This window comes from Secundilactobacillus muriivasis (assembly GCF_054785195.1).
Window position 1 is genome coordinate 78,230 of record NZ_BAABMI010000008.1, and the last position, 22,426, is coordinate 100,655.

Consider the following 22,426-nt stretch of genomic DNA (forward strand, 5'->3'; position numbering starts at 1 on the left):
GTTAAGCAACGTGAATTCGACCAATTACGGCAACTGCATAGTCAACTTACAAATTCTAATCATAAAAAATTAAGTTGTTCGCCTATGCACTGTCACTAATTGATCGTTTTTGTCTGCTCACCCACCCATCTAAATCTGATATCTGGAGTGATTAATAGTGAAACCAAGAGTTATCGCAAGTGCCTTACTCTGTTCCGCCACCTTGTTGTCCGTTGATGTACCGGCTGTTGTTCAAGCCAGCACCACCGCCCCAAGTACCAGTATTACCGCGAAAGCAGCCCGCCAAGTGACGTTACCAACGAGCTTCGGTGATTTCAACCCCGCTAATGGTCAACTAACTGATGCGCAAAACCAGTTTAAAACCATTAACCCAATTGGCCATCCTCAGGTCACTACAACTTCGGGTATTGCTGGAAACGTCTTAAAATTCGATGGTAGCTCAGCATACAGTATGCCAGTTAGTGACGCCCAATACGCTCACCTAACGAAGGGCATGGCCTTAGAAACCACTTTCCGGTACGATCCTAAAGCCAGCACCTCAGGTGAACACGATATTTTATCTAACCAAAATTCTGGTGGCGTTGGCTTAGGAATCGAAAACGGCGAGATCACCTTCTTTGCCCACGTTGATGGTGGTTACAAGCAACCTACAGCTCGGCTAAAGGCTGGGCAATGGATTCACGCCGTTGGAGTAATCGACCAACAAGCCAAAACCGTTAACCTTTACATCAATGGTCAGTTAGCGGAATCAATCAAGGTACCTGCTGGTCAACTCAAATTTGCTAATAACGCACCCCACTTCGTCCTTGGTGGCGACAGCGCCAGTGGCGGTCGCGCGGAATCAATGATGACGGGTGAAGTTAAAACTGCCCGAATTTACGACCATGCGCTTTCTGCCAATGATGTGACGGCATTAAGCAACGCCGCCCGCGCAGACTTTGTCGCAACGCCTACGCCTACGCCCGAAGCGAATGTTGAACAAACGTTAGAATCACGCTTAGTTGGCGCCGATTCAGTCGCAACTGGTCACACCTATGACTTAGACGTTCACACTCGCCAACAATCAAGCGACGATATTGACCAAATTAGCTACACGGTCAACTATGACGCTGACCGCTTTGAGTATCTCGGTGCCAACCAGTTAATGAAACACGTTACGGTGCAACAAATTGCGCCTGGTCAACTTAAAGTGATTGATAACGCACCATTATCTGGTGATAGCTTTAAGCATTTTGCCAAAACACGGTTGGCACGGCTTCAATTAAAGGCTAAGCCACTGACAGCAGGCAACACCACTTCAACTAAAATCAGTTTCAGTCACGGCGTTGCTTCGATTCAAGGTAAAACGGTGAAGAACCCACAATTCCAATTTGATGGCCAAAAAGCCGTTACGATCCACGCTCAACGCGCTCATGACTTTAACGGCGATGGCATCATCGGTGCCGGTGACGTTGCCTTAGCACCAAAGGATCAACAAGCTGCGGTTGCTGAAAAGGCTGTCATTCGGCCTTACAAGCACGTTATCGTCTTGACCACTGACGGTGGCGGTAACCCTTGGGATCCAAACGGGATGTACTATGCAGAGGGTACCGATTCTCGCCCTCACTGGACCACTAACCCCGCTGTTTTAGCTAAGCGAACGAACACTTATACCATGGATCTGTTCAACAAACAGTTTGCCATGAGTACTAGTGCCCACTCGGTAGTGCCATCTATTTCGGCCCAAAACTACATTTCAATGTTACACGGCCTTCCTTGGGGTACCATGCCATCGGAATACCGGGCCGATAACAGCCGGGCTGGCCAGGAGTATTTTGCCGACTTCGACAAAACTACTGACCAATTCCCATCCGTTTTCAAAGTGCTTCAGGCAGCTAACCCAACCCAAGGTGGTAAGGCCTTTGCTGAATGGAGTCCAATCTTAAACGGGATCATCGAACCCGATGCCGCAGTCTCAACTAAAATCTCATCATCTTTAAAATCCTTCCAAGACGTTGCCGACTACATCGGCCAACCAGAGTTCAACAATACCGCTCTGACCTACATGCAATCCGATTACATGGATCATACTGGTCACTCAACCGGCTTCTACAACGACATCTACTGGGGCGAATATGCTAAATACGATGCGTTATTCAAATCCGTGATGGATAAGTTGATCTCAACCGGTCACATTCACGATACTTTGGTGATTGCCAACGCCGACCACGGTGGCTTAGGTCGCGGTCACGGCCAAGATACCACCCAAACTAACACCAACATCTTCATGGCCCTTGGTGGCGAAACGGTCGATAATGGTCGTCGGCTCAAAGGCGGAAGCAACGCCGATATTAGTTCACTTGTGTTGAACGCCCTCAACGTTGCCCAACCCGCATCCATGACTGGCGAAGTCTTCGATTCATCCGCCTTCTTAGATCAAACGGATCTTGCCAAGAAGCACCGGGACGTCGAAGCCATTACCTTAACTCAGGCTGCAGATCACGCCAACCTAAGTTTAAAGACGCGTGACCACCAACTTAAAACGGCTGACTTACGTATCGATTTAGCCGGTCGAACGTTAGACCAAGTTAAGTTACCTAAGGGCACAACTTTACTTCGGAAGACGGTTAAGGGTAACACGTTGACGCTGACCGTTAGCTTCGACAAGCAACCAACGACGAAGGCCTTTGCTAAATTGACCTTTAAAGATACTACTACCAAGGCTGACGCTAAGGTTATGGTCAAACAGGCCATGGTCGGGACAGCTCAAGGGAACGAAATTTTAGTCGATCTCTTCAACGAAACTGCCGGTCAAAAACCAGATGCTGGTAATGAAACGCAGAAGCCAGAACCAGGTACAGACAGTAACACTCAAACACCTAAACCTGGTACGGACGGCAACACTCAGACGCCTAAACCTGGCACAGACAGCAACACTCAGACACCTAAGCCTGGTACAGATAACAACACTCAAGCGCCTAAACCTGGTACGGACAACAACACTCAGACACCTAAGCCTGGTACGGATGGCAACGTCCAAACGCCTAAACCTGGTACAGACAGCAACACTCAAACGCCTAAACCTGGTACAGACAGCAACACTCAAACACCTAAACCTGGTACAGACAGCAACACTCAAACACCTAAGCCTGGCACGGATGGTAACGTTCAAAAACCACAAACACCAAGCACTAAACCAGCCAAGCACCTCTACGCCACCGGCAAACTCGGCTTCTACAAGTCCACCCACTTCACGAAGTCCACGCTTCACCGCTGGTTTAAGGCTGCTAAGCAAAACCTTTGGCCACGCTTTAGCTTGCTGAACCGGGTTCACACCAAGGATGGCTACCGTTACAAGGTGAAGGATTTGAACCGTAAATCTAAGACCTTCAACAAGGTGGGTTACATCACCACCAACAAGCGACTCGTCACGGCAACTGAGTACACCAGCAAGGTCACGCGCGTTAAGGTGATTGCGCCTAAGGGGCTTAACAGCTTCCGCGACAAGGGCCTCAGCAAGAAGGCGTCCCACTACAACGCTAAGGCTAAACTGTCCGTTAAACGGATCGTCAAAGACGGCCAACACGTTCGCCTTCAACTCAGCAACGGCACTTACGTCACTGCCGATAAGCACCAAGTTCAAGTGATGCATTAACCTCGATTACACCCATCAAGCTACTTTAATTTTAACTACTCCCTCAAACATACAAAAACACCGGCGCATGGCGTCGGTGTTTTTGTATGTCCTATTTAATGTTCCGCTTTAATTTTGAAATAACTCCCGCGAATCGTCCCCGCCAGCTTCGACCGTTGTCGGGCGAATTTGAACTTATCGGCTAATTCAGCTGGCACTTCCATGCCGTCAGACAGCTTAAAGCCAACTGCTCGCTTACCTTCTGGATCGATGCTGTACATCACGTTGATACTTAAGCCATCTTCATAGAAGACGTAAGTCCACTTCGTCCCCTCAACTTCAAATTGAGCGACTTCTAACGGTTTAGCAGCGATTTCCAACTCCCGTTCACTGAGCACATCGTTCACGTACGCCAGAATTTCTGGATGGTCGGCCGCTGGTTCAGTCACGAAGGTGAATTTGAATTTGTTCCAAAAATACCGCGCTTCGTTCGCCCGCAAACCAGCCAAGGCTGAGGCGACCGGTGAACTTTCCAATCCCACTTCTGAAACCGTCTTAAAATCAACTTGGTAGCTCATGTTACTCCTCCTGTTCCGACACGATGTCGGTCTCAATTACGGCGTTCACGCCATTGATACCCTCCATTATATCGCTCGGAAGTGGATTTACCAGTGCTAATTTTAACCGAATTTAACCGTTAAAAGGTGGTGGTCATAATGACCGTCGTTAGCGCACCATCGGGCGTTTGTTGGTGCTGAACATCCGCCGTTAACTGAAACCCAATTTGCTGATAAAACCGTTGTGCACTTAGGTTGTTGTCAAGCACAGCTAAATAGGCCCGGTCATACTCGGCCGCCAGTCGGGTTTGGGCAACCCGCATCAATTGAGCACCGACACCTTGATGTTGCCACGCTGGTAACACATAGATCGACTGCAACTCGCCCCAGCCACTGTATTTTGGCAACCGGGCCTCACCGTATCGACAGACGCCAACGATCTGACCGGTTTCCGTCACTGCCAGTAGCATCGTTCGCCACTGCGTTTCCGGATGCCATCGCGCCTTAGTCAAGTGCGCTAAGAACGAGTCCGGCAGCAACCCCGCATAGGCAGCTTGCCAAGTCTCGTAATAGAGTTCTCGAACGGCATCGAAATCCGTTTTCGAGGTTGCGTTAATTATTTGAATCATGGGTCGTCCCCTCCCTCAATAACCAGTTTAGCGCAACTACGACCTGAACTTAAACCAATAGCGGCACAGACTTCCAAAATCGAAAGTCACGCCGCTATAAGTTCATATTCAAATGTGTTAACAAAACTTCCCCATGACCCCGGCTAACCGGGCTAAATCAACGTTCCCGCCCGAAACCAAGGCAACTACTTTCTTGTTCTTAACCCAGTAATCGTCAATTTTATGAGCTTCCAAAGCAGCCGTTGGCAAGGCCCCGGCGCCTTCTGCGACAACTTTCGTCCGTTGCATAAGGTCCTTCATCGCCCGCGCAATATCCATTTCGTTCACAAGGACCACTTCATCCACCAAATTCCGGCAGATTTCAAAGGTCAAATCACCCGGCGTGGCCACGTCAGTCCCGTCAGCCAATGTGAAATCATCGTGCTGAGTCATGATTTGCCCTGCTGCTAAGGATGACGCCATACCGTGAACGTTTTCGGACTGCACCCCAACAACGTGGATACTGGGGTTATAGGACTTCAACGCCGTTGCGATGCCAGAAATCATGCCACCGCCACCGATGGGCACGATGACCGTATCAACGTCCCACATATCTTCTAGAATCTCCAAGCCAATCGTCCCCTGACCCGCAATCACGTATCGGTCATTGAACGGATCCACGATGGTTTTACCTTCGCGTTCGGCCCGTTCCGCCATCCACGCGTATGAGTCGTCAAAGGTTGCCCCGTGAATATCAACACTAGCGCCGTACCCTGCTGTGGCATCCCGCTTCATTTGAGGGGCTTCTTCAGGCATCACGACGGTTGTTTCGATGCCCAGCAACTTACCAGTCAGTGCCACACCTTGAGCGTGGTTGCCGGCAGAGGCCGCGATAACGCCGCGCGCTTTTTCAGCATCCGTTAGATGATTAATTTTGTTGTTGGCGCCCCGAAACTTAAAGGACCCGGTCAACTGGGTATTTTCCAACTTCAAAAAGACGTCACCACCCGTAACGTTGCGGCTCAAAAACATCGACTGCATGAGTGGTGTTTTGCGGGCATATTGACCCACAATGGTTCTGGCCTCCTGAATATCGTGCATGTTCACCAAATCATATGTACTTGAAACGACGCTGTTTGTGCTTGCATTAATCATTTTGACCACTCCTTTATGTTTGTTTGTAAATTAGCGTTAAACGCGAAAAAACGCCCACAGACCATTACAGTCCATAGGGCGTTTCCGCGGTACCACCTATTGTTTGCTTCTCAAAATAAAGCCTCAAGCTTACGTTCGTTGCCGAAGATAAGCCGTCGCTGTAATGGGCGCTCCCATCGGCAACTGTTGTCGTCACCGCCACTCCAAGATGATCTTCACCCTGACGTCCAACCTACCATCTCACCACTCGGTAGTCTCTTTAGAAGGTTGCCAGCGTTACTGTTCTTTTCAACGTGTTTGATTCACATTCAATTGGTTAGCTTGTGGGGTTATCATATCGGTCTCAAAAAAGAATGTCAATCAAAAAATGACATTTTTTATAATTAGTATTAGATTCTTGGTAAAATAGCTTTTTGGCAAATGCCAAGTAAAAAAAGCCGTGGCTAACCATGTTCAGGCCACCACGACGTTCTCAATTTAATTCAGTTGATTAACACTACATCTCATCGCTGGTTGGTTCCGACAACCGCAGTTCCATATCAATGTGTGGAATATTATCCTCCAGATAAACGTCCGAAACCGCCTTAAACCCAAAGGATTCGTAAAATGCCTTGAGGTAGTTCTGCGCCGCGATTTTCACGTCCCGTTCTGGGTAGCGCGCTTTAATTTCAGCAATCGTTGCCGCCACGACTTGGTAGCCAAGGTGTTGTTCTCGGAACCGTTTGATCACTAGCACCCGGCCAAAACTCATGTGAACGTGGTCAGCGTGCTCAACAATGCGAGTATACGCCGCAAATTCAGCATTAACCGTGAGCATGACGTGTAGCGCTTGGTCATCTTGATCATCAATTTCTTGATACGGACAATCCTGTTCAACCACGAAGACCCGAATCCGCTCCTTGGTGATCATCAATAACTCTGGCACCGTCAATTCCGATGTTTTCTTAACTGTTACTTTCACCTTGGTACCTCCTAAAATAATGGTTATGTCTCGTTTTGTGCACGTTTATTTATTATAGCAGAGTATAGTGTGCGGAGCGAGACGGGTTGAGCGCAGCACGATTCGACGAAGTCAGAAGCCTTGGAAATAACAGTTTAAGTAGCGCCGAATTTTGTAGCCTGAACGAGCGCTTTTCAATGCGGCTTTGGCGAGCGAAGCGATGACAAACAGCCAACACTTACACTGGACACAAACGTAAGTCGATCAACCTTCAAACTGACTATTATAAAGTTCTGCATACTCCCCATTTTGCGCTAACAACGCCTCATGCGTCCCACGCTCAACCACCTGTCCCTGATCGATCACTAAAATCTGATCAGCAGCCTGAATCGTCGATAACCGATGGGCAATCACAAAACTAGTCTTGCCGGTCATCAGGCGACTCATTGCCCGCTGAACGTCGGCTTCGGTATTACTATCAATGGCAGCGGTGGCTTCGTCCAAGACTAAAATCGGTGCGGCGGCTACGAACGCTCTGGCGATGCTGAGTAATTGTCGTTGCCCCTGCGACAGCGCGCTGGCATTTTCCCGTAACTCGGTGTCATACCCGCCTGGTAACTGGCTGATAAAGTTGTGGGCATTAGCTGCTTGAGCCGCCTGTTCGATTTCCGCATCCGTCGCCTCTGGTCGACCCATCCGCAAATTTTCGCGAATCGTCATACCAAATAAAAACGATTCCTGCTGAACCACCGTAATTAAGTGGCGAAGGTCGTCCCGTCGCAACGTGGTAACATCTTGGCCGTCTAATAACACTCGACCACTTTGCAACGGATACAGGTTCGTCAACAGATTCATAATGGTCGTCTTCCCCGCACCCGTTTGGCCAACCAGCGCCACCATTTCACCCGGTTCTGCAGTTAAATTAATATCCTTTAGAATCACTCGGGTATCATCGTACGCAAATGACACGTGGTCAAAGGTCACTTGCCCTTTCGTTGTCAGCATCCGCGCGGCATTTGGCACATCGCGTTCCGGTTCAGCATCGATCACTTCAAAGACCCGTTGGGCGCTGACCAGCGAGAGTTGCAGGGTGTTGATTAGGTCCAGTAAGTTGTTGATGGGGCCCGTGAAATTGCGGAGGTAAATCAGGAAGGTGAAAATGACCCCAACCGTGATCAGATGATTGCCGCCTAAAATCGACAGTGCCCCCACCGCCGTAATCAGCACGTAAACGACATTATTTGTCATATTGTTAAACGGCCCGATGATGCTGGACAGGGCCTGTGCCCGAAACGCCGCTTGGGTGTAGTCCCGGTTCGTGGCGTCAAAAGTTGCCATGGTGTCATCAACGTGGTCAAACAATTGAACGACCTGTTTTCCCGAAACTGACTCTTCGATTTGTGTGTTGAGGCTTCCCAACGCTTGTTGTTGGGTCATGAACGCCTTTTGGGTGATCTTCGCGATGCCTCGCGAGAAGAAGTAAGTCGCTACACTCCCCAACAACGTGATACCGGTCAGTACCGGCGATAAAATCAACATAGCGATACCCATCCCCACGATGCTGATGATCCCGGTAAACAACTGCACGAAAGTCTGCATCAACGCCGTATTGATATTATCCACGTCGTTCGTCAAGCGACTCATCACGTCACCGTTGTCGTGGGTGTCAAAATACCGCATGGGCAATAACTGCAAATTCGCAAAAATATCGTGTCGAATCGCAGCACTAGTCGCCTGCGCAACTTTAATCATGATGCTGTTTTGAAAGTAGGTAAAAACGCTAGCAATCAGGTACATCACCGCCATAGCGCCACAAACGATCATCAGCATGCGTACTTGATGGTGCGCAATGTAGCGGTCGATCACGATACCGTTGATTCGGGTCCCGACCACCGTGACCACCGTTGTGACGATTGTCAGTAAAAACACCACAACTAACCGCACCCGGTACGTTGCCAAATACTGCCAAAGTCGCCGCACCGTTTGTCGCCAGTCGCCAACGTCGACCTTTTCCCGGTGCACGTTTCGCGGCACGCGTCGATTAATTTGCATATTGGCCACCTCCTAGCTGGGTTGTGACAAGGTCGCGATAGAAGGTCGAGCGTTGCATCAGTTCATCATGCGTCCCCTGAGCTGAAATCTGGCCGTCCGTTAACACAATAATTTGCTGGCAGTCCATCACGTTGGTCACTCGTTGTGAAATAATCAACGTCGTCTTACCAGCCCGCGTCTCTTGCAGGCGTTGTTTGATTCGCGCGTTAGTCACCTGATCCACCGCACTGGTTGCGTCATCCAACACCAAAATAGGCGCATCGGTGGCAATCGCCCGGGCCAGATTCAACCGCTGGCGTTGTCCACCCGAAAAGTTTTTTCCGAGTTGTTCCACCGGCGCATCAAGTTCACCCGGGAGTTGATCGATAAATTCATCGGCATCCGCCACGTGCGCAGCGGCCACCAACGTATCGGTAGTTGCATTTGGTACCCCGTACGCGAGGTTTCCGCGTACACTTCCCGAAAATAGGAGTGAATCCTGCAATGCCACCGCAACCTGTTGGTGGACTGTCGCCAGTGGTAGGCGTTGAATATCGACGCCACCAATCTTGATTTGGCCGCTATATTGGTCAAAACTTCGCGTCAGCAGATTGATCATCGAACTTTTACCAGAGCCCGTTGCCCCAATGATGCCAAGCCACTGGCCATCAGGCACTTGTAGCGTCAAATGGTTCAAGATGGGCCGACTCTGTTCGTAGCCAAACGTCACGTCTTCAAATTGCAGCGAACTATCAGCCGGTTGTGCGGCGGTTACCTGCACCAGTTCTTCGGCTGGTTGTTCGTCCAGCACCGCCTGAACTCGCGCCGAACTCGTAATCGCTCGCGAAAACGAGGTAATGATGTTAACAGTTTGAATCATCGCCGTGGTGATTTGGATCATGTAGTTCACGAAAGCGATAATTTGGCCGTTACTGATGGTATGACTGATTGCGAGTTGCCCACCGTACCCTAACGCGAACACCACACCGAGGTTGAGCATCAGCTGAATCACCGGTGATAGTGGTACCGTGGCTAGCGTGGCTTTTTGACTGGTTTGCTGCAGGTTATGATTACTGGTGTTAAACCTAGCCAACTGGTGGTCTTCTAACACATAAGCTTTGATGGTCTTCATCCCTAATAAGTTCTCACGCATACTCCGGTTAACGCCATCAACCGCTTGCTGCATTTTGGTGTAAAGCGGCACACTACGCTTCACAACGACTAGTAGAAAAATGACTAGAATCGGCATGATCACAAATAAAATCGGCGACAGATCCGGACAAACGATCACCGACATCACAATGCCCCCAAGCAACAGCATCGGTGACCGCACCATCCCCCGTGTGACTAGCATCACGAGGTTTTGCATCTGGGTGACGTCGTTGGTGATTCGGGTAATCAACGTAGCGGGTGCTAAACCACCCGGCTTGCGATTCAGTAGAGCGATTCGAAGCAACCGTTCCCGTAACGCCTCCCCCATTTTTAGTGAGGCGTAAGTCCCCAAGGTCCCACTACCGGCGCCAAATCCAAGGCCAAGAATCGCAAACATCAACATTAACGCCGCATGACTCACCACGTAATTCAAATCGTGCTGCGCCAATCCCCGGTCGATAATCTGCGACATCAAGGTGGGTTGTTGGAGGTCACACGAGACTTCCCCCAGCATGATCAGCGGGGCTAAAAAGAAGCACCACCGCGCTCGATGATGCAGGTGTTGCAAAATAATGCCAAACAAGGTTCCTCAACTCACTTTCTCTCCTGACAAATGGCAAAGCTTGACGATCACAAGGTCATTAAATCACTTATAATATACCAGCGATGCGCTAAAATGCCGTCTGTTTAGCTTCACTTCTCAAAAAACGCACAAAAAAAGCGCACGAATCCCCTCAACCTAGTAAGGACTAAGGATCCGTGACGCTATTTCAGTGTAGCTTATCCTACCGCAAAATAAGCGGTTTGTCGATTAGAAATTTGGTTCTGACGCATACCGAGCGACCAAGAAATTATACAGTGGTCGGTTGAAATGCGTGTATTCGATGGCATCCACAAAGTCAGCGGTCACCATGTCGGCATCGTGACCAGTCTCAAGTTTTTGCACCCAAGTTGGGTCAACGAGGAGTTGTTGCCCGACTGCGGCGAACTCGGCATTTTGTAATAGCCCCGTCACGTCTTGCCGATTGCGAACGCCGCCGACACCAATTAGTGGCTTGCGCCCAGCTAAGTAGTCGTGGAGGTAGGCTAAGATCGACTTATCTTGATACTCAGTCGAACGCGACTTCCGGTCGTAGTTACTGAGTGAGACGTGGAGATAATCTAAGCGTGTTTCAGCGAGTTGATCAACTAAATAGAACGTATCGTCCAGCGTAATTCCCGGTTCTGTAAATTCCTCTGGTGAGAACCGATAGCCCACTAAGAATGGCCGGTCAGCGTACTGGTCAACCGCCGCGAAAACGCTCGCCAGTAGTTCCTTAATAAAGGTGTAGCGATTCTCGCGACTGCCGCCATACTCGTCCGTCCGTCGGTTAGAATGTGGTGAAAAGAACTGTTGAATCAAGTATAAGTTGGCCCCGTGAAGTTCGATGCCATCAAAACCCGCCTGAATCGCGCGGCGAGTTGCCTCGCCAAAGGCCGCAATCGTGGTGTGAATTTCATCAACCGTCATTTCACGTGGGACTGCCGACTTGGCCTTACCATTCCCGTGTTGGGCGGCAACGGCACTGGCAGATACGGCCTGCTTGCCGTTCAAGGCTTCCGGCGTACTCATTCGACCGGCGTCAAAAATCTGAAGAATTGCGCGCGCACCTTGGTTTTTGATTGTGCTAGCAAGTTTCGTTAATCCTGGCAAATAGGCATCATCGGCGATACTCAGTTCGCCTTCCCAGCCCTTACCACCAGCTTCAACGTTCGCAACGCCGGTAATTACCGCACCGACTCCGTTAGCCCGTTCGGCGTAATAGTTCAATTCATCGGTTGTGATCGTCCCGTCAAAGAAACTCTGCAACGTCGTCATCGGCGACATAAACAGCCGATTTTTAACCGTAATCCCTGATTTAAATTTAAATGCGTCATCATAAGTGACCATTAATAAAACCCTCCACTATCTAAAATAGGGTTCGACTGCGGATTGCAACCGACCCCAATCAATGACTAATTACTTGTTCAATACCGCGATCACAGCCTCACCGACACCCTTAGCGGATTGTGGGTTCTGTCCCGTGACTAACCGCCCATCAGTGACAACGTGTTCGGTGTAGGGGTCGCTCTTGGTGTGGTGGGCACCAGCTGCCTTAAGCGCATCTTCAGCTAAGAATGGCACATCATCAGTCAACTGATTGATTGCCTCTTCTTCATTGGTAAAGCCGGTTAATTGCTTCCCGTCGATAAAGGCGTTGCCATCAGCATTTTGAATCGCCAGCAACCCCACTACTCCGTGGCAAACGGCCGAAATAATGCCACCGTTATCATAAATTTGTTTCGCCAACTGACCCAGTTCCTGATTCTTGGGGAAATCCCAAACGGTCCCGTGACCACCCGCAAAGTAGATGATGTCGTAATCAGCCGCGTTTACGTCACTTGGCTTCAACGACTGTCCTAACGCCCGGTTTTGGAAATCGGCATCGGTGTAAAACGTTAAGTTAACATCGTCTAACTGATCCGCTGCAATGCTTCCGGGATCCAATGGTACATAGCCACCAGCGGGACTGACGTAATCGACGTTGATCTGGTTGTCTGCCATCACTTGGTTAAAGTGAGTCGCTTCACTCAACCATACGCCAGTTGCGCGGTTAAGCGTGTCGAACTTTGCATGATTGGTTAATACGATCAAAGCTTTTGTCATAGGGGTAACGCTTCCTTCAATTTTAATTAACCATTTTTACTTCTGGTTACGAAAAGTAAGTTCTAAATCTCTGTCCAAAGCTTACGTTGGTTGGCTAACGATGTCAAACATTTTAGTCTGATGTTCTCGTTTTGAGACATTTATCGTATTTACGCTTGTGCCCAGCGTAAGCATGTTTAGTTTGTGAAATGATTATGGGTTTCTATAGTGGAAGGATGCCGCGGGAGGCTCCGGCGCTATGCGGGGACTGGAACGCAGTGGCCAGCCTACGAGCTAGGAATGGGCAAAAACCGCCCATGCCGGATCTCTCCGGACTGGCGTATGACTAAAGCACTCGCACCCCGAACCCCACGGGGCACGACTGCTTAAGTCATACCGACACTGCTGAGCCCCGCGCGCCTCCGCCTCCCGCTACATGGCGCGCTGTAGTTGACCAGAACATCTGATTGTCACATTCTGAAGCTGACGAAACTGCGTGATGACAACGTTGAATGATAACCCAACACGCGAAAATAATCGTGGTCAATGTTCAGTAACCGTAATGAATCAACGATTGCGCAGTGCTAAATCTGCCGGTTGTACGTCATGTTTGCGTGAACTTAATACCGTTGCGTTGGCATTAAGCAGGTATTGATGCTTATCCATCGCGATTATGGAACGGTAACTGCTGATCAATTCTGCGTTTGTCGAATCAACGTTAGTGTTATTGCGATATCGCCGCAAGATGTCCAGCTAAGCACTTGAGATGGTCTACAACAGTGCCGAATTGCGCCAACGTAAGATTTCGGTCAGCGGCTAGGTGGATGCTGTGTCGCGATAATTGGTGGTTGTTGGCGCTCTTCCGACAACCGCCAATTATCGGGGACGAATCTAAGACTCGCGCGGGTTTTGGCGAGGCTTAGATTCGAGGGCTGAGACCGCCCTTTGGCTCAGGCCGGCCCCACAGCAGGAACCTAGCCGCTGACCGGAATCGACCGTTTACGCAAATTTCACTTCACAAACTAAGCAGAAAAATGCTTACGCTGGACACCAAGCGACAGCAAAAAAGCAACCACCAACAAACACGTCGGCGGTTGCACGCAATCAATTCAAATTTAAGTTAATCCAAAACGGGGTCTGTCACTAACCAGCCGTTATCAAGTAGTTGGTGGTACTTCTTACCAACGGGAACCCACAATTTCGCTTGGAGGATACTCCGAAGTTCATCCCAGAACAGCGGATCTGCACGTTCCGTGTCGGATACATTGAGGTGTAAGTACTCACCGGTTTCGGTTTTTGCTACAACGAAGGGGTAGAACACCTTCGTAATTTGAGCAGCAATGATATTTGCCATTTTTGTATCGTGATCAAGCAACATGTGCCTCACGCTCCTTATCGTTGTTGATGACTATAGTATGCCGAATTAACCTTAAGGAAACCCAAAAAAGAAGTAATAAAAAGCTTAAGTCCCTCATTGGTTTCCAACTTGTCTCTAGCATAGTCTGATTAACGATTGGCTACCTTGACCTAAATCAAGTGACAAAAATGTTTCATGTGGAACATTTTAGCGATAATTGTTCAGCAAATTAGCTGAATGATGATTATTTTCAGATAACTAGCTATCTAATGATGTGTCAAATTGGTGTCAAATCAACAATCTAGCCTGTTTCACGTGAAACACTGTCAGCCACCACACTACATCGACGTACTGTGCAACGGTTGCCGCCGATCCGGATACAACTCAGTCGAAATATGATTAATTGCGGCCGGCGCTTCCCCAAACCCACTAGAAATCAGCTTCACTTTACCGGGATAGGTTGAGGCATCACCAATACCGTAAATGCCGGGTTCAGACGACATCATAAACTCGTTAACTACCAACGCCCGACGCTCCAGCTCAAGGCCCCAGTCTTTCAACAAATGATTATCCGCAATAAAGCCGTAGTTCACTAATAAGGTATCAGCCGTAAGTGACTTAGCGGTGTCACCTTTGTTTTCCTGTAATTCGATTTGAACGCCCTCACCCTGAGCGGTCACACCAGTAATGTTAAACGGTGTCACTAGTTCCACGCTAGACTGCTGCAACTGTGCAACACTGGATTCCAAGCCCCGGAAGTTATTACGCCGGTGAATGATTGAGACGTGGTTCGCGATTGGCGCCAGCGCTAACGCCCAGTCAATCGCAGCGTCCCCACCACCCGCAACCGCCACGTTTTTACCGGCAAAATCAGCTAACCGTTTAACGAAGTAGCGGACCTGTCTACCATCCAACGCGTGGTCGTAATCGCAAGCTAATTGACGTGGGGTAAAGGCACCGCTCCCTACTGAAATCAAAATCGTTTTCGTGTGGGTCGTTCGCTTAGACGTGGTCAGAATAAACGTGCCGTCCGCCTTTTTTTCAAGTCCAGTCACTTCTTCTGATAAGTGGATCGACACTTGATCTTGGACCTCGGCCAATTGCTGTTTCAAGTTGGCGATCAGCTCAGACCCCTTCCCTGACACAAAGCCTGCAATATCGTGAATCGTTTTTTCCGGATACAGCGCTTCGACCTGGCCACCTAACTCTGGCAGGCTTTCGATTAACTGGGTATCCAAATTCCGCATTCCCGCATACATGGCCGCAAACATCCCCACGGGACCACCGCCAACGACGGTTAAATCATATAAATGCTCATCACTTTGCATCAGCACGCCTCCTAAAAACTGGTTGGTTTAACCTCACATGACTATGTAAGCACCAGTTATCCTTAAACTTAATACTCGGCAATTTATCACTTCCACAAGATAACTGTCAAGCAGCGATTCACGCCGCAGACTAACGATCCGTTATTTTTGACCCCATTGATAACCGCACCACCAACCGTTTTGTCACTACTACATCGCTAAATTCGGCACCGCCTGATAAAAATCTTCGTCTTGACACGGTCACTGAAACTCGCTAGACTAGCCCGTATTCTTTAATCATTTTCTAATAATACGAATCACGTTGAAGAGATGAGTAACTGTCAGTCACGTCGTCAGAGAACCCGGATGGTGAAAAAGGGACCCCCGTGACCACAGCGAATATGAACTCGGAGTTGTCAGTCAGTTCACGCTGATTGACCGGTCGTCCCCGTTACCAGACTAGGTATCAAACCGGTACCGAATTGAGGTATGGCAACTGCCATACAAAACTGGGTGGTACCACGCAAACTGCGTCCCTTCATAGCATTTAAGCTGTGAAGGGCTTTTTGTATCCCCAAGGAAGGTGATTTTTATGAACATTCAACAAATGCGTTACGTACTCGCCGTTGTCGATAACGGCAGCTTCCACGCCGCTGCCAAAAAATTATACGTGTCACAGCCCAGCCTCTCTCACGGTATCAAAGCACTAGAACTGGAGCTCAACGCACAACTCTTTAAACGGACGCGGCAGGGCAACTTTTTAACGCCTGCCGGTACCCAGTTCGTGAAACACGCCCGTAAAATCGTTGGCGATGTTGAGAACTTACAGCACCGCTTTGCGAACGTGCATCACGACCATCAAAGCTTCGCTATCGCCAGTCAATACTGTGCGGCATTGTCGCCCCTATTAACGTCACTCACGACAAGCTATCCCGACTATCAATCATTTCGCTTAGTCGATGGCGACTACCAAAAAATCATTGCGGAAGTTGCTCAGTTTCATTGCCAACTGGGCATTCTCGCCGTGGCAGACCTTGATTTACCACAATTAACCAACACGTTGGCGCAACAACACCTCGTTTACGAAACCCTCAGCACTTATCAAACGCAAGTATTTCTGCGACCAACGCATCCGTTAGCTGACAAGGCCGAACTCCGGTTAGCTGATCTGACCGCGTACCCTCACGTTATCGCCACCCCCGACACCCACCCTAGTTCGACCCCGACCATTACTTGCAATGATCCGTTAACAACGGTCGACCTCATCCGAGAGTCCGATGCTTACGCCACCGACCTCGGTCCACTCACGACACCAGCCTCGGTTGGGCTGATTGCCAAAAAGTTAACGGGCGCTAATACGATCCACGTCCTCCTGATTCGAACCGCCAACACCGACATTCCGCCAATCGTGGCAGCGGCCCGGCACGAGCTCCGACAGTATTTTAACCATCACCAACAAATCGGGGCTTGATAGAATTTAACTATGCCGGTCCGTGCGAATTACCGGCAATCATCATCATCAAAGCGGTTCAAATTCTCGTCAGTGATAAATTTTAGCTATTGCGAACGCCTTGCCAGTCAATTAAAAACTGATTAGAATAACATCAAAATTAAATACCGCACAGGAACAATGACAAGATGAGTACGAGTCACCCCACCATTAATAGCGAGCCTGAGATGGTGCAAGCAGGTCACGTGGGGCCTCCGAAGATGGTCTTGGAGTTTTACGGGTGAGCCAACGTGTAAGCCCGTAACGATCAGCCGCCGTTATCAGGCTGTCAGCGTCATCTCGAGTGATGCCGCTGACCTTGAGGATTTAACAATGATGTTGAATTAAAAAAAGGTGGTACCACGCCAAGCGCGTCCTTTTTCAGAGCAATCTGAAAAAGGGCGCGTTTTTTGGTCCACCAACCATGATGAATAGAGGGTGTTGTTATGAGTTACGACGCAATTTGGGCGGATCAACGCATCAACAAGAATGAAAAAAGTAAGTTAAAAGAGGACGGCCTAGACGTCTTCAAGGACCTTCCGGAGTTGATCAAGCATCCCTTCTCGGAAGTTGATAAGAGTTACTACATGTATTTTAAATACGCTGGCCTAACGGTTCAAAAGCCGCAGGAACAAGGTAACTTCATGTTTCGGATCAAGATTCCCGGCGGGCGCATCAACCTGAAACAGGCTGACTTGATTGCTTGGATCGCCGAGACTTACGGCCACGGCTTCGTTGATTTAACGACCCGGCAAGCCGTTCAGTACCACTGGATTCCCTTTGTGAAACTGCCGGAATTGTTCGACCAACTGAACGAAGTTGGTTTGACCACGGCCGGGGCCGAAGGTGACATCACCAGAAACGTGGTCGATAACCCGCTTTCCGGCATCGACCCCAACGAGTTATTCGATACCCGCGAAACGGTGCTCCAAGTTTACGAACGGTTCCAAGGTAACCGCGATTATTCAAACTTGCCCCGGAAGTTCAAGATCTCGATCAACAGTAACATCTACAACGCCGGCAACGCGGAAATCAACGACTTAGCTTTGATTCCAGCGACCAAGGCAATCAACGGTCAAACCGTTCAGGGCTTCAACGTTAAAATCGGTGGCGGCCTCGGCATGGTCCCTTACTTAGGCCTTTCAACCAACATCTTCGTGACCCCCGACCAAGTCGCTGACCTAGCGGAAGTCGTCGTTCAACTCTATCGGGACAACGGTCCTCGTCGTAGTCGGGCGAAGGCGCGGTTAAAATTCCTGATCCAAGACTGGGGCATCAACAAGTTTGAAGCTGCCATCCGCGAACAACTTCCCGACCTCGAAACGGCTGGTCACAGTGAAGTCCGCGGCTGGTCCAACGGAGGTAGCGCACTGGGCATCCACGAACAAGCCCAAAAGGGTTATTACTACGTTGGTGTTTCTGTTCCCACCGGTCGGATCAATGCCGAAGACTTCAAAGCATTTATCGACATTGCCCGGCAATACGGTCGTGACGAAATCCGCTTTGATCACGAACAGAATCTCATCATCCCGTGGATTCCAGCGGCCGACCTCGAAACGGTTAAGGCCAACGAGATCTTCACCCGCTTCAACACGAAGCCTGAAACATTACTAGACTTGGCAACAACCTGTACCGGCGCTGAATATTGTAACCTCGCCAATTCACATACTAAGGAAATCTTCGAGCCGATCCTCAACGCCTTGGACGCCCGCTTCACCTTTGAAAAACCAGTTGCCATCACCTTAACCGGGTGTGGTAACAACTGTGCGCACCGGAGCATTGCCGACATCGGCATTGAAGGGGTCCATGCCCGGACCGCTGACGGCGATAAGGTGGAAGGTTATCAGTTCTCGGTTGGTGGTAGCCTTCTCGATGGCGGTCACTTTAACGAGAACCTTAAAGGCAAGGTGGTAGCCGACCAAATCGTCGACGCCACGGCCAGTCTGCTACAAGATTACCAAGATAATCTGCAAAACAGCGAAAGCTTCTACGAGTACTACCAGCGTCAAGGAACGGACCACTTCCAAACGGTCCTGACCCACTACTTTGATCAATTGAAACCGGAGGAAATTGCGAAATGAAAGTGAAGATTATTTATACCAGCCTAACCGGCAACACCAAAGAAGCCGTGGACGTTCTCAGTGACGCCCTCACCGATAAGGGCGCCGATGTTGAAGCATTTGACGGTGATGATGGCATCGAAGTGGACGACTTCTTTACCGATGCCGATGCGTACGTGATTGCGAGTTACACCGATGGCGATGCTGAGTTGCCAGACGGCATCATTGATTTTGCCGATGACGTTGAGGATGCCAATCTCAACGGGTTTAACGTTTCGGTTATCGGTACCGGCGATACCAGTTACGACGACTTCTGCAGTGCCGTTGACGACATCGAAGGTCGCGTCAAAGAAGCCGGCGCCAACATCATCGCGCCCGGACTGAAGATTGAACTCGCCCCCGATGACGAAGCGACCGAAGCCCTCAAGCAACTTGCAGCAACGATCACCAGCATTTAACACCCATCATTTAATTTAAAGGAGATGACAAGTTATGGCGACAGGCATCATTTACGTGCTTCACGGCCGGCGTAATAAGCTTCCTAAGGCCAACATTCAACTACTCCGCGACTTCATCGAAACGACTGGAACGCCAGCTTGTATCGGCTTCCTTGAAGGTAAGCAACTCACCCTTGAAGATGGCTTACGCCAGTTGCAGGAACAAGTTGACCACATTATCATCGCGCCGGTGCTGCTCTTCGCTGCCACCCACGTGAAACAAGACATTCCACGACGGGTACTGGCAACGGTCTCACCGGATGTGTCGCTGACGTTCCTCAAACCGCTGGCAACGACCAACGCCGTTTACGACTTTCTGCGGGACCAAATCAGCGACGCCTTAGCGGAGAACCCCGAGCGACCAGTTCTCCTGATTGCTCACGGTACCCCGCACTACAACGAACCTTACACCCAGTTGAAGGCCATCGCCGAACACCTTGAAGACGACTTAGGCGTCACCGTGCGTTGCGCTAACTATATCGGACATCACCTGATTCAAAACGTCGTCAAACCGGACAGCGAGCCACTGATCGTCCAACGCCTTTTCTTGACGGACGGGCGCTTGGCCAACCGGATTCGTGACCGGGTCACAGCGATTCAACCCGACAGCATCTTTTTACCAACCCTAGAAGACCACCAAGTCATTACGCAGGCCCTGCAAGAGCGCCTCAACGCGGTGAATCAGGTGTCATCAAACTAAAAAACTACTATTATTACTGGAGGCATTTGAATGACCGAAAAACCACGTACCGATAAAGTCATCGTGCTTGGCATCGACGGGTTAGACTCCCGCACCGCCAACCGACTTGTAAACGAGGGCAAGATGCCCAATCTGAAAAAATACCTTGAACGGGGTTCCGCCCACAAAGGCATCAAACTACTGGGATCCGTTCCCACGATTACGCCACCTTGCTGGACGACGTTAGCCACCGGCGCCTATCCGGGCACGCACGGCATCACCTGCTACTGGCGCCAAGCCCCTGAAAGTCTGGACGCCGTGGTCTACAACATGGACTCCCGCAACTGCAAGGCCGAACCAATCTGGAACGAAACCACCAAGAACGGTAAGAAAACCATGGTCTGGCACTGGCCAGGTTGTTCATGGCCCCCAACTTCAAAGAGTCCCCTCTTGAGCGTTGTTGATGGTACCCAACCCGGTTCCGTAAACATGGGTGTTGCGCAAATGGACTGGGAAAAGATCATCTACGCCAATGCCGATATCGAAAAGGACCACTTCACCGGCCACACCGATAAAGCTGCCGGGGTTGGGTGCAACATCACCGATTTGGGTGAAGTGCTAAAGAACCCATCTAGTGAAGCTTCCGACGAAGAAGACGAAATGATGGAACTCTGGTGGGGCGACAAATCCCGTGAAGGCAACGAGATTCGGACCTACATCAAAACCTTAGACGACACCGAAATGATGATTGGCGCTAAAGTGGCGTACGATCAATTCTTCACTGGCATCAAACCCGCTGAAGGTTGGGCCAACGCCCCAGAAGGTGCCTTAGAATTCCACTTCGTCGTTTCCGGCGGGACTGAGGAACGCATCGCCCTCATCACCAAGGGCGCCAACGGTGACTACGATGCCGTTGCCCTCTACCACACCAAGGATGACGCCGAACCATTCGCGGTCATTCCCAAGGGGAAAATGGTTTCTGGCATCATCGATGACGTCACCAAAAAGGGTGCCACAAAGCCAAGCTGCCGTTCTTACAAGATTTTGGAACTCTCACCAGACGGTAAAAACCTCCGCTTCTGGATCAGCAACGCGCTAGATACCACTAACAGCATGCTGTGGTCGGATAACGACCTGTTCCACGACATCGTCAAAAACGTCGGCCCAATTCCTCCCGTTAGCCTCATCGGCGGTGAAGACGCCGAACTCGTTCGCGAAGTCTTCATCCCATCTTGGGACATCTACTGCCAGTGGCAAGCAGATTGCCTAGAGTACCTCCTACAGCACAAGCAGTTCGACGCCATCTTCAGTCACCTGCACAACGTGGATTGCGCTGGTCACCAACTCTGGCACTTAGGTAAAACCTTGGAACCTTGGAAAAATACCGATGAAAAGGTCTACCAAGGCTTCATCGAACGGGTCTTCCAACAAACCGACGACTACATCGGCCGCTTCCTGCATTTCTTGGACGAAGGCTACACGATCTTCGTCGTTTCCGATCACGGGTTGCTGGTCGGCGAAAACGTTCCCCCAATCTTGGGTGAATACGGTGGCTTGAACGTCTCCGTCATGGAACAACTCGGCTACACCACCCTGAAGACGGACGCTGATGGTAACAAGATCGATGAAGTGGATTGGGATAAAACCACCGCTGTTCAGATTCGTAGTAACTACATCTACATCAACGTCAAGGGTCGTGACAAGCACGGTATCGTGGATCCAAAGGACAAATACGACCTTGAAGAACAGGTCATCAACGACCTCTACAACTACCGCGACCCCGCAACGGGAAAACGGGTTGTCGGGCTGGCCGTCCGCAACAAGGACGCTGTCGTCTTCGGTACCAATGGTGACGAAGCCGGCGACATCTTCTTCACCGTCAACGAAGGTTTCAACCGGCTCCACGGTGATGGTTTATCCACCGCTGAAGGCTACTTCGGCACTTCCGTCACCCCAACCTTCGTCGCCGCTGGCCCTGGCATCAAGGCCAACTACACCACCAAGCGCGTCATCCGCCAAGTGGACGTTGCACCTACCATTGCCACCCTACTTGGGACGCATGTACCTGAACAGTGTGAAGGCGCACCGATTTACCAAATTTTGACTGACAATGATTAATTTGAACGCATGTTGTACCAGTAAGGCTGGTACGATGTGCGTTTTTTGTTGTTACTAGATAACTAGTTACATGTCGTTTGTGTCCAGCGACAGTGTGCGAAGTTTGTGAAAATTGGCTTCGTTGGCGCGTTAATCATGGATGATATTGTGGGCACAACCGGTCGGTCAGAAAATTTGGGCTGGAACGCCGTGGGCACG

Annotated in this window: 16 protein-coding genes; 6 read left to right on the plus strand and 10 right to left on the minus strand. The window is 50.0% G+C overall.

What is annotated here, in order from left to right; genetic code table 11:
* Positions 1-157: 157 nt before the first annotated feature.
* The gene (locus tag ACYVR3_RS01980; RefSeq protein WP_461242921.1) at positions 158-3,634 is read left to right on the plus strand and encodes a LamG-like jellyroll fold domain-containing protein; all 3,477 of its coding nucleotides are present in this window, start codon (positions 158-160) and stop codon (positions 3,632-3,634) included.
* 95 nt (positions 3,635-3,729) lie between these two features.
* Here ACYVR3_RS01980 and ACYVR3_RS01985 read toward each other — a convergent pair whose 3' ends face one another.
* The 10 genes from ACYVR3_RS01985 to ACYVR3_RS02030 all read right to left on the minus strand — a co-directional run bounded on the left by ACYVR3_RS01985 (position 3,730) and on the right by ACYVR3_RS02030 (position 15,406).
* Entirely contained in the window at positions 3,730-4,191 is a 462-nt protein-coding gene (locus ACYVR3_RS01985; protein WP_461242922.1) for a phage tail protein, read from the minus strand.
* A gap of 119 nt (positions 4,192-4,310) precedes the next feature.
* On the minus strand, positions 4,311-4,799 hold the full coding sequence (locus ACYVR3_RS01990; RefSeq protein ID WP_461242923.1) for a GNAT family N-acetyltransferase: 489 nt from the start codon (positions 4,797-4,799) through the stop codon (positions 4,311-4,313).
* 117 nt (positions 4,800-4,916) lie between these two features.
* A complete protein-coding gene (gene tdcB / locus ACYVR3_RS01995) occupies positions 4,917-5,933 on the minus strand; it encodes a bifunctional threonine ammonia-lyase/L-serine ammonia-lyase TdcB (protein WP_461242924.1) in 1,017 nt (338 codons plus the stop codon).
* A gap of 496 nt (positions 5,934-6,429) precedes the next feature.
* Entirely contained in the window at positions 6,430-6,843 is a 414-nt protein-coding gene (locus tag ACYVR3_RS02000) for a GNAT family N-acetyltransferase (protein WP_461242937.1), read from the minus strand.
* 294 nt (positions 6,844-7,137) lie between these two features.
* Positions 7,138-8,925 carry an ABC transporter ATP-binding protein gene (locus ACYVR3_RS02005; protein WP_461242925.1) on the minus strand — a complete coding sequence of 596 codons (1,788 nt, stop codon included), beginning with the start codon at positions 8,923-8,925 and terminating at the stop codon, positions 7,138-7,140.
* Positions 8,915-10,639: an ABC transporter ATP-binding protein gene (locus ACYVR3_RS02010; protein WP_461242926.1), complete on the minus strand. Its 1,725-nt coding sequence runs from the start codon at positions 10,637-10,639 to the stop codon at positions 8,915-8,917. Before ACYVR3_RS02010 ends, ACYVR3_RS02005 begins: the two co-directional genes overlap by 11 nt.
* A 228-nt stretch (positions 10,640-10,867) precedes the next feature.
* Entirely contained in the window at positions 10,868-11,986 is a 1,119-nt protein-coding gene (locus tag ACYVR3_RS02015) for an NADH-dependent flavin oxidoreductase (RefSeq protein WP_461242927.1), read from the minus strand.
* Positions 11,987-12,055: 69 nt separating this feature from the next.
* On the minus strand, positions 12,056-12,742 hold the full coding sequence (locus ACYVR3_RS02020; RefSeq protein WP_461242928.1) for a type 1 glutamine amidotransferase domain-containing protein: 687 nt from the start codon (positions 12,740-12,742) through the stop codon (positions 12,056-12,058).
* Positions 12,743-13,841: 1,099 nt separating this feature from the next.
* Entirely contained in the window at positions 13,842-14,099 is a 258-nt protein-coding gene (locus ACYVR3_RS02025) for a hypothetical protein (protein WP_054733406.1), read from the minus strand.
* 317 nt (positions 14,100-14,416) lie between these two features.
* The gene (locus ACYVR3_RS02030; RefSeq protein ID WP_461242929.1) at positions 14,417-15,406 is read right to left on the minus strand and encodes an NAD(P)/FAD-dependent oxidoreductase; all 990 of its coding nucleotides are present in this window, start codon (positions 15,404-15,406) and stop codon (positions 14,417-14,419) included.
* 571 nt (positions 15,407-15,977) lie between these two features.
* On the opposite strand from ACYVR3_RS02030, the gene ACYVR3_RS02035 reads away from it, so the two are divergent.
* The 5 genes from ACYVR3_RS02035 to ACYVR3_RS02055 all read left to right on the plus strand — a co-directional run bounded on the left by ACYVR3_RS02035 (position 15,978) and on the right by ACYVR3_RS02055 (position 22,228).
* The gene (locus tag ACYVR3_RS02035) at positions 15,978-16,856 is read left to right on the plus strand and encodes a LysR family transcriptional regulator (protein WP_461242930.1); all 879 of its coding nucleotides are present in this window, start codon (positions 15,978-15,980) and stop codon (positions 16,854-16,856) included.
* A gap of 464 nt (positions 16,857-17,320) precedes the next feature.
* Positions 17,321-18,955: a nitrite/sulfite reductase gene (locus ACYVR3_RS02040; RefSeq protein ID WP_461242931.1), complete on the plus strand. Its 1,635-nt coding sequence runs from the start codon at positions 17,321-17,323 to the stop codon at positions 18,953-18,955.
* Positions 18,952-19,392 (plus strand): flavodoxin domain-containing protein, encoded by a 441-nt coding sequence (locus tag ACYVR3_RS02045; protein ID WP_461242932.1) that lies wholly within the window; start codon positions 18,952-18,954, stop codon positions 19,390-19,392. Before ACYVR3_RS02040 ends, ACYVR3_RS02045 begins: the two co-directional genes overlap by 4 nt.
* 34 nt (positions 19,393-19,426) lie before the next feature.
* Complete coding sequence (locus tag ACYVR3_RS02050; protein WP_461242933.1) at positions 19,427-20,131, plus strand: sirohydrochlorin chelatase; 705 nt, start codon at positions 19,427-19,429, stop codon at positions 20,129-20,131.
* Between the two features lie 30 nt (positions 20,132-20,161).
* Positions 20,162-22,228 carry an alkaline phosphatase family protein gene (locus ACYVR3_RS02055; protein WP_461242934.1) on the plus strand — a complete coding sequence of 689 codons (2,067 nt, stop codon included), beginning with the start codon at positions 20,162-20,164 and terminating at the stop codon, positions 22,226-22,228.
* Positions 22,229-22,426: the final 198 nt, after the last annotated feature.

Excerpts from the sequence above, each read along its gene's own strand:
- ACYVR3_RS01985 (WP_461242922.1), bottom strand. The coding sequence starts at position 4,191 with ATGAGCTACCAAGTTGATTTTAAGACGGTTTCAGAAGTGGGATTGGAA.
- ACYVR3_RS01990 (WP_461242923.1), bottom strand. The coding sequence starts at position 4,799 with ATGATTCAAATAATTAACGCAACCTCGAAAACGGATTTCGATGCCGTT.
- tdcB (WP_461242924.1), bottom strand. The coding sequence starts at position 5,933 with ATGATTAATGCAAGCACAAACAGCGTCGTTTCAAGTACATATGATTTG.
- ACYVR3_RS02000 (WP_461242937.1), bottom strand. The coding sequence starts at position 6,843 with ATGATCACCAAGGAGCGGATTCGGGTCTTCGTGGTTGAACAGGATTGT.
- ACYVR3_RS02005 (WP_461242925.1), bottom strand. The coding sequence starts at position 8,925 with ATGCAAATTAATCGACGCGTGCCGCGAAACGTGCACCGGGAAAAGGTC.
- ACYVR3_RS02015 (WP_461242927.1), bottom strand. The coding sequence starts at position 11,986 with ATGGTCACTTATGATGACGCATTTAAATTTAAATCAGGGATTACGGTT.
- ACYVR3_RS02020 (WP_461242928.1), bottom strand. The coding sequence starts at position 12,742 with ATGACAAAAGCTTTGATCGTATTAACCAATCATGCAAAGTTCGACACG.
- ACYVR3_RS02025 (WP_054733406.1), bottom strand. The coding sequence starts at position 14,099 with ATGTTGCTTGATCACGATACAAAAATGGCAAATATCATTGCTGCTCAA.
- ACYVR3_RS02030 (WP_461242929.1), bottom strand. The coding sequence starts at position 15,406 with ATGCAAAGTGATGAGCATTTATATGATTTAACCGTCGTTGGCGGTGGT.
- ACYVR3_RS02035 (WP_461242930.1), top strand. The coding sequence starts at position 15,978 with ATGAACATTCAACAAATGCGTTACGTACTCGCCGTTGTCGATAACGGC.
- ACYVR3_RS02040 (WP_461242931.1), top strand. The coding sequence starts at position 17,321 with ATGAGTTACGACGCAATTTGGGCGGATCAACGCATCAACAAGAATGAA.
- ACYVR3_RS02045 (WP_461242932.1), top strand. The coding sequence starts at position 18,952 with ATGAAAGTGAAGATTATTTATACCAGCCTAACCGGCAACACCAAAGAA.
- ACYVR3_RS02050 (WP_461242933.1), top strand. The coding sequence starts at position 19,427 with ATGGCGACAGGCATCATTTACGTGCTTCACGGCCGGCGTAATAAGCTT.
- ACYVR3_RS02055 (WP_461242934.1), top strand. The coding sequence starts at position 20,162 with ATGACCGAAAAACCACGTACCGATAAAGTCATCGTGCTTGGCATCGAC.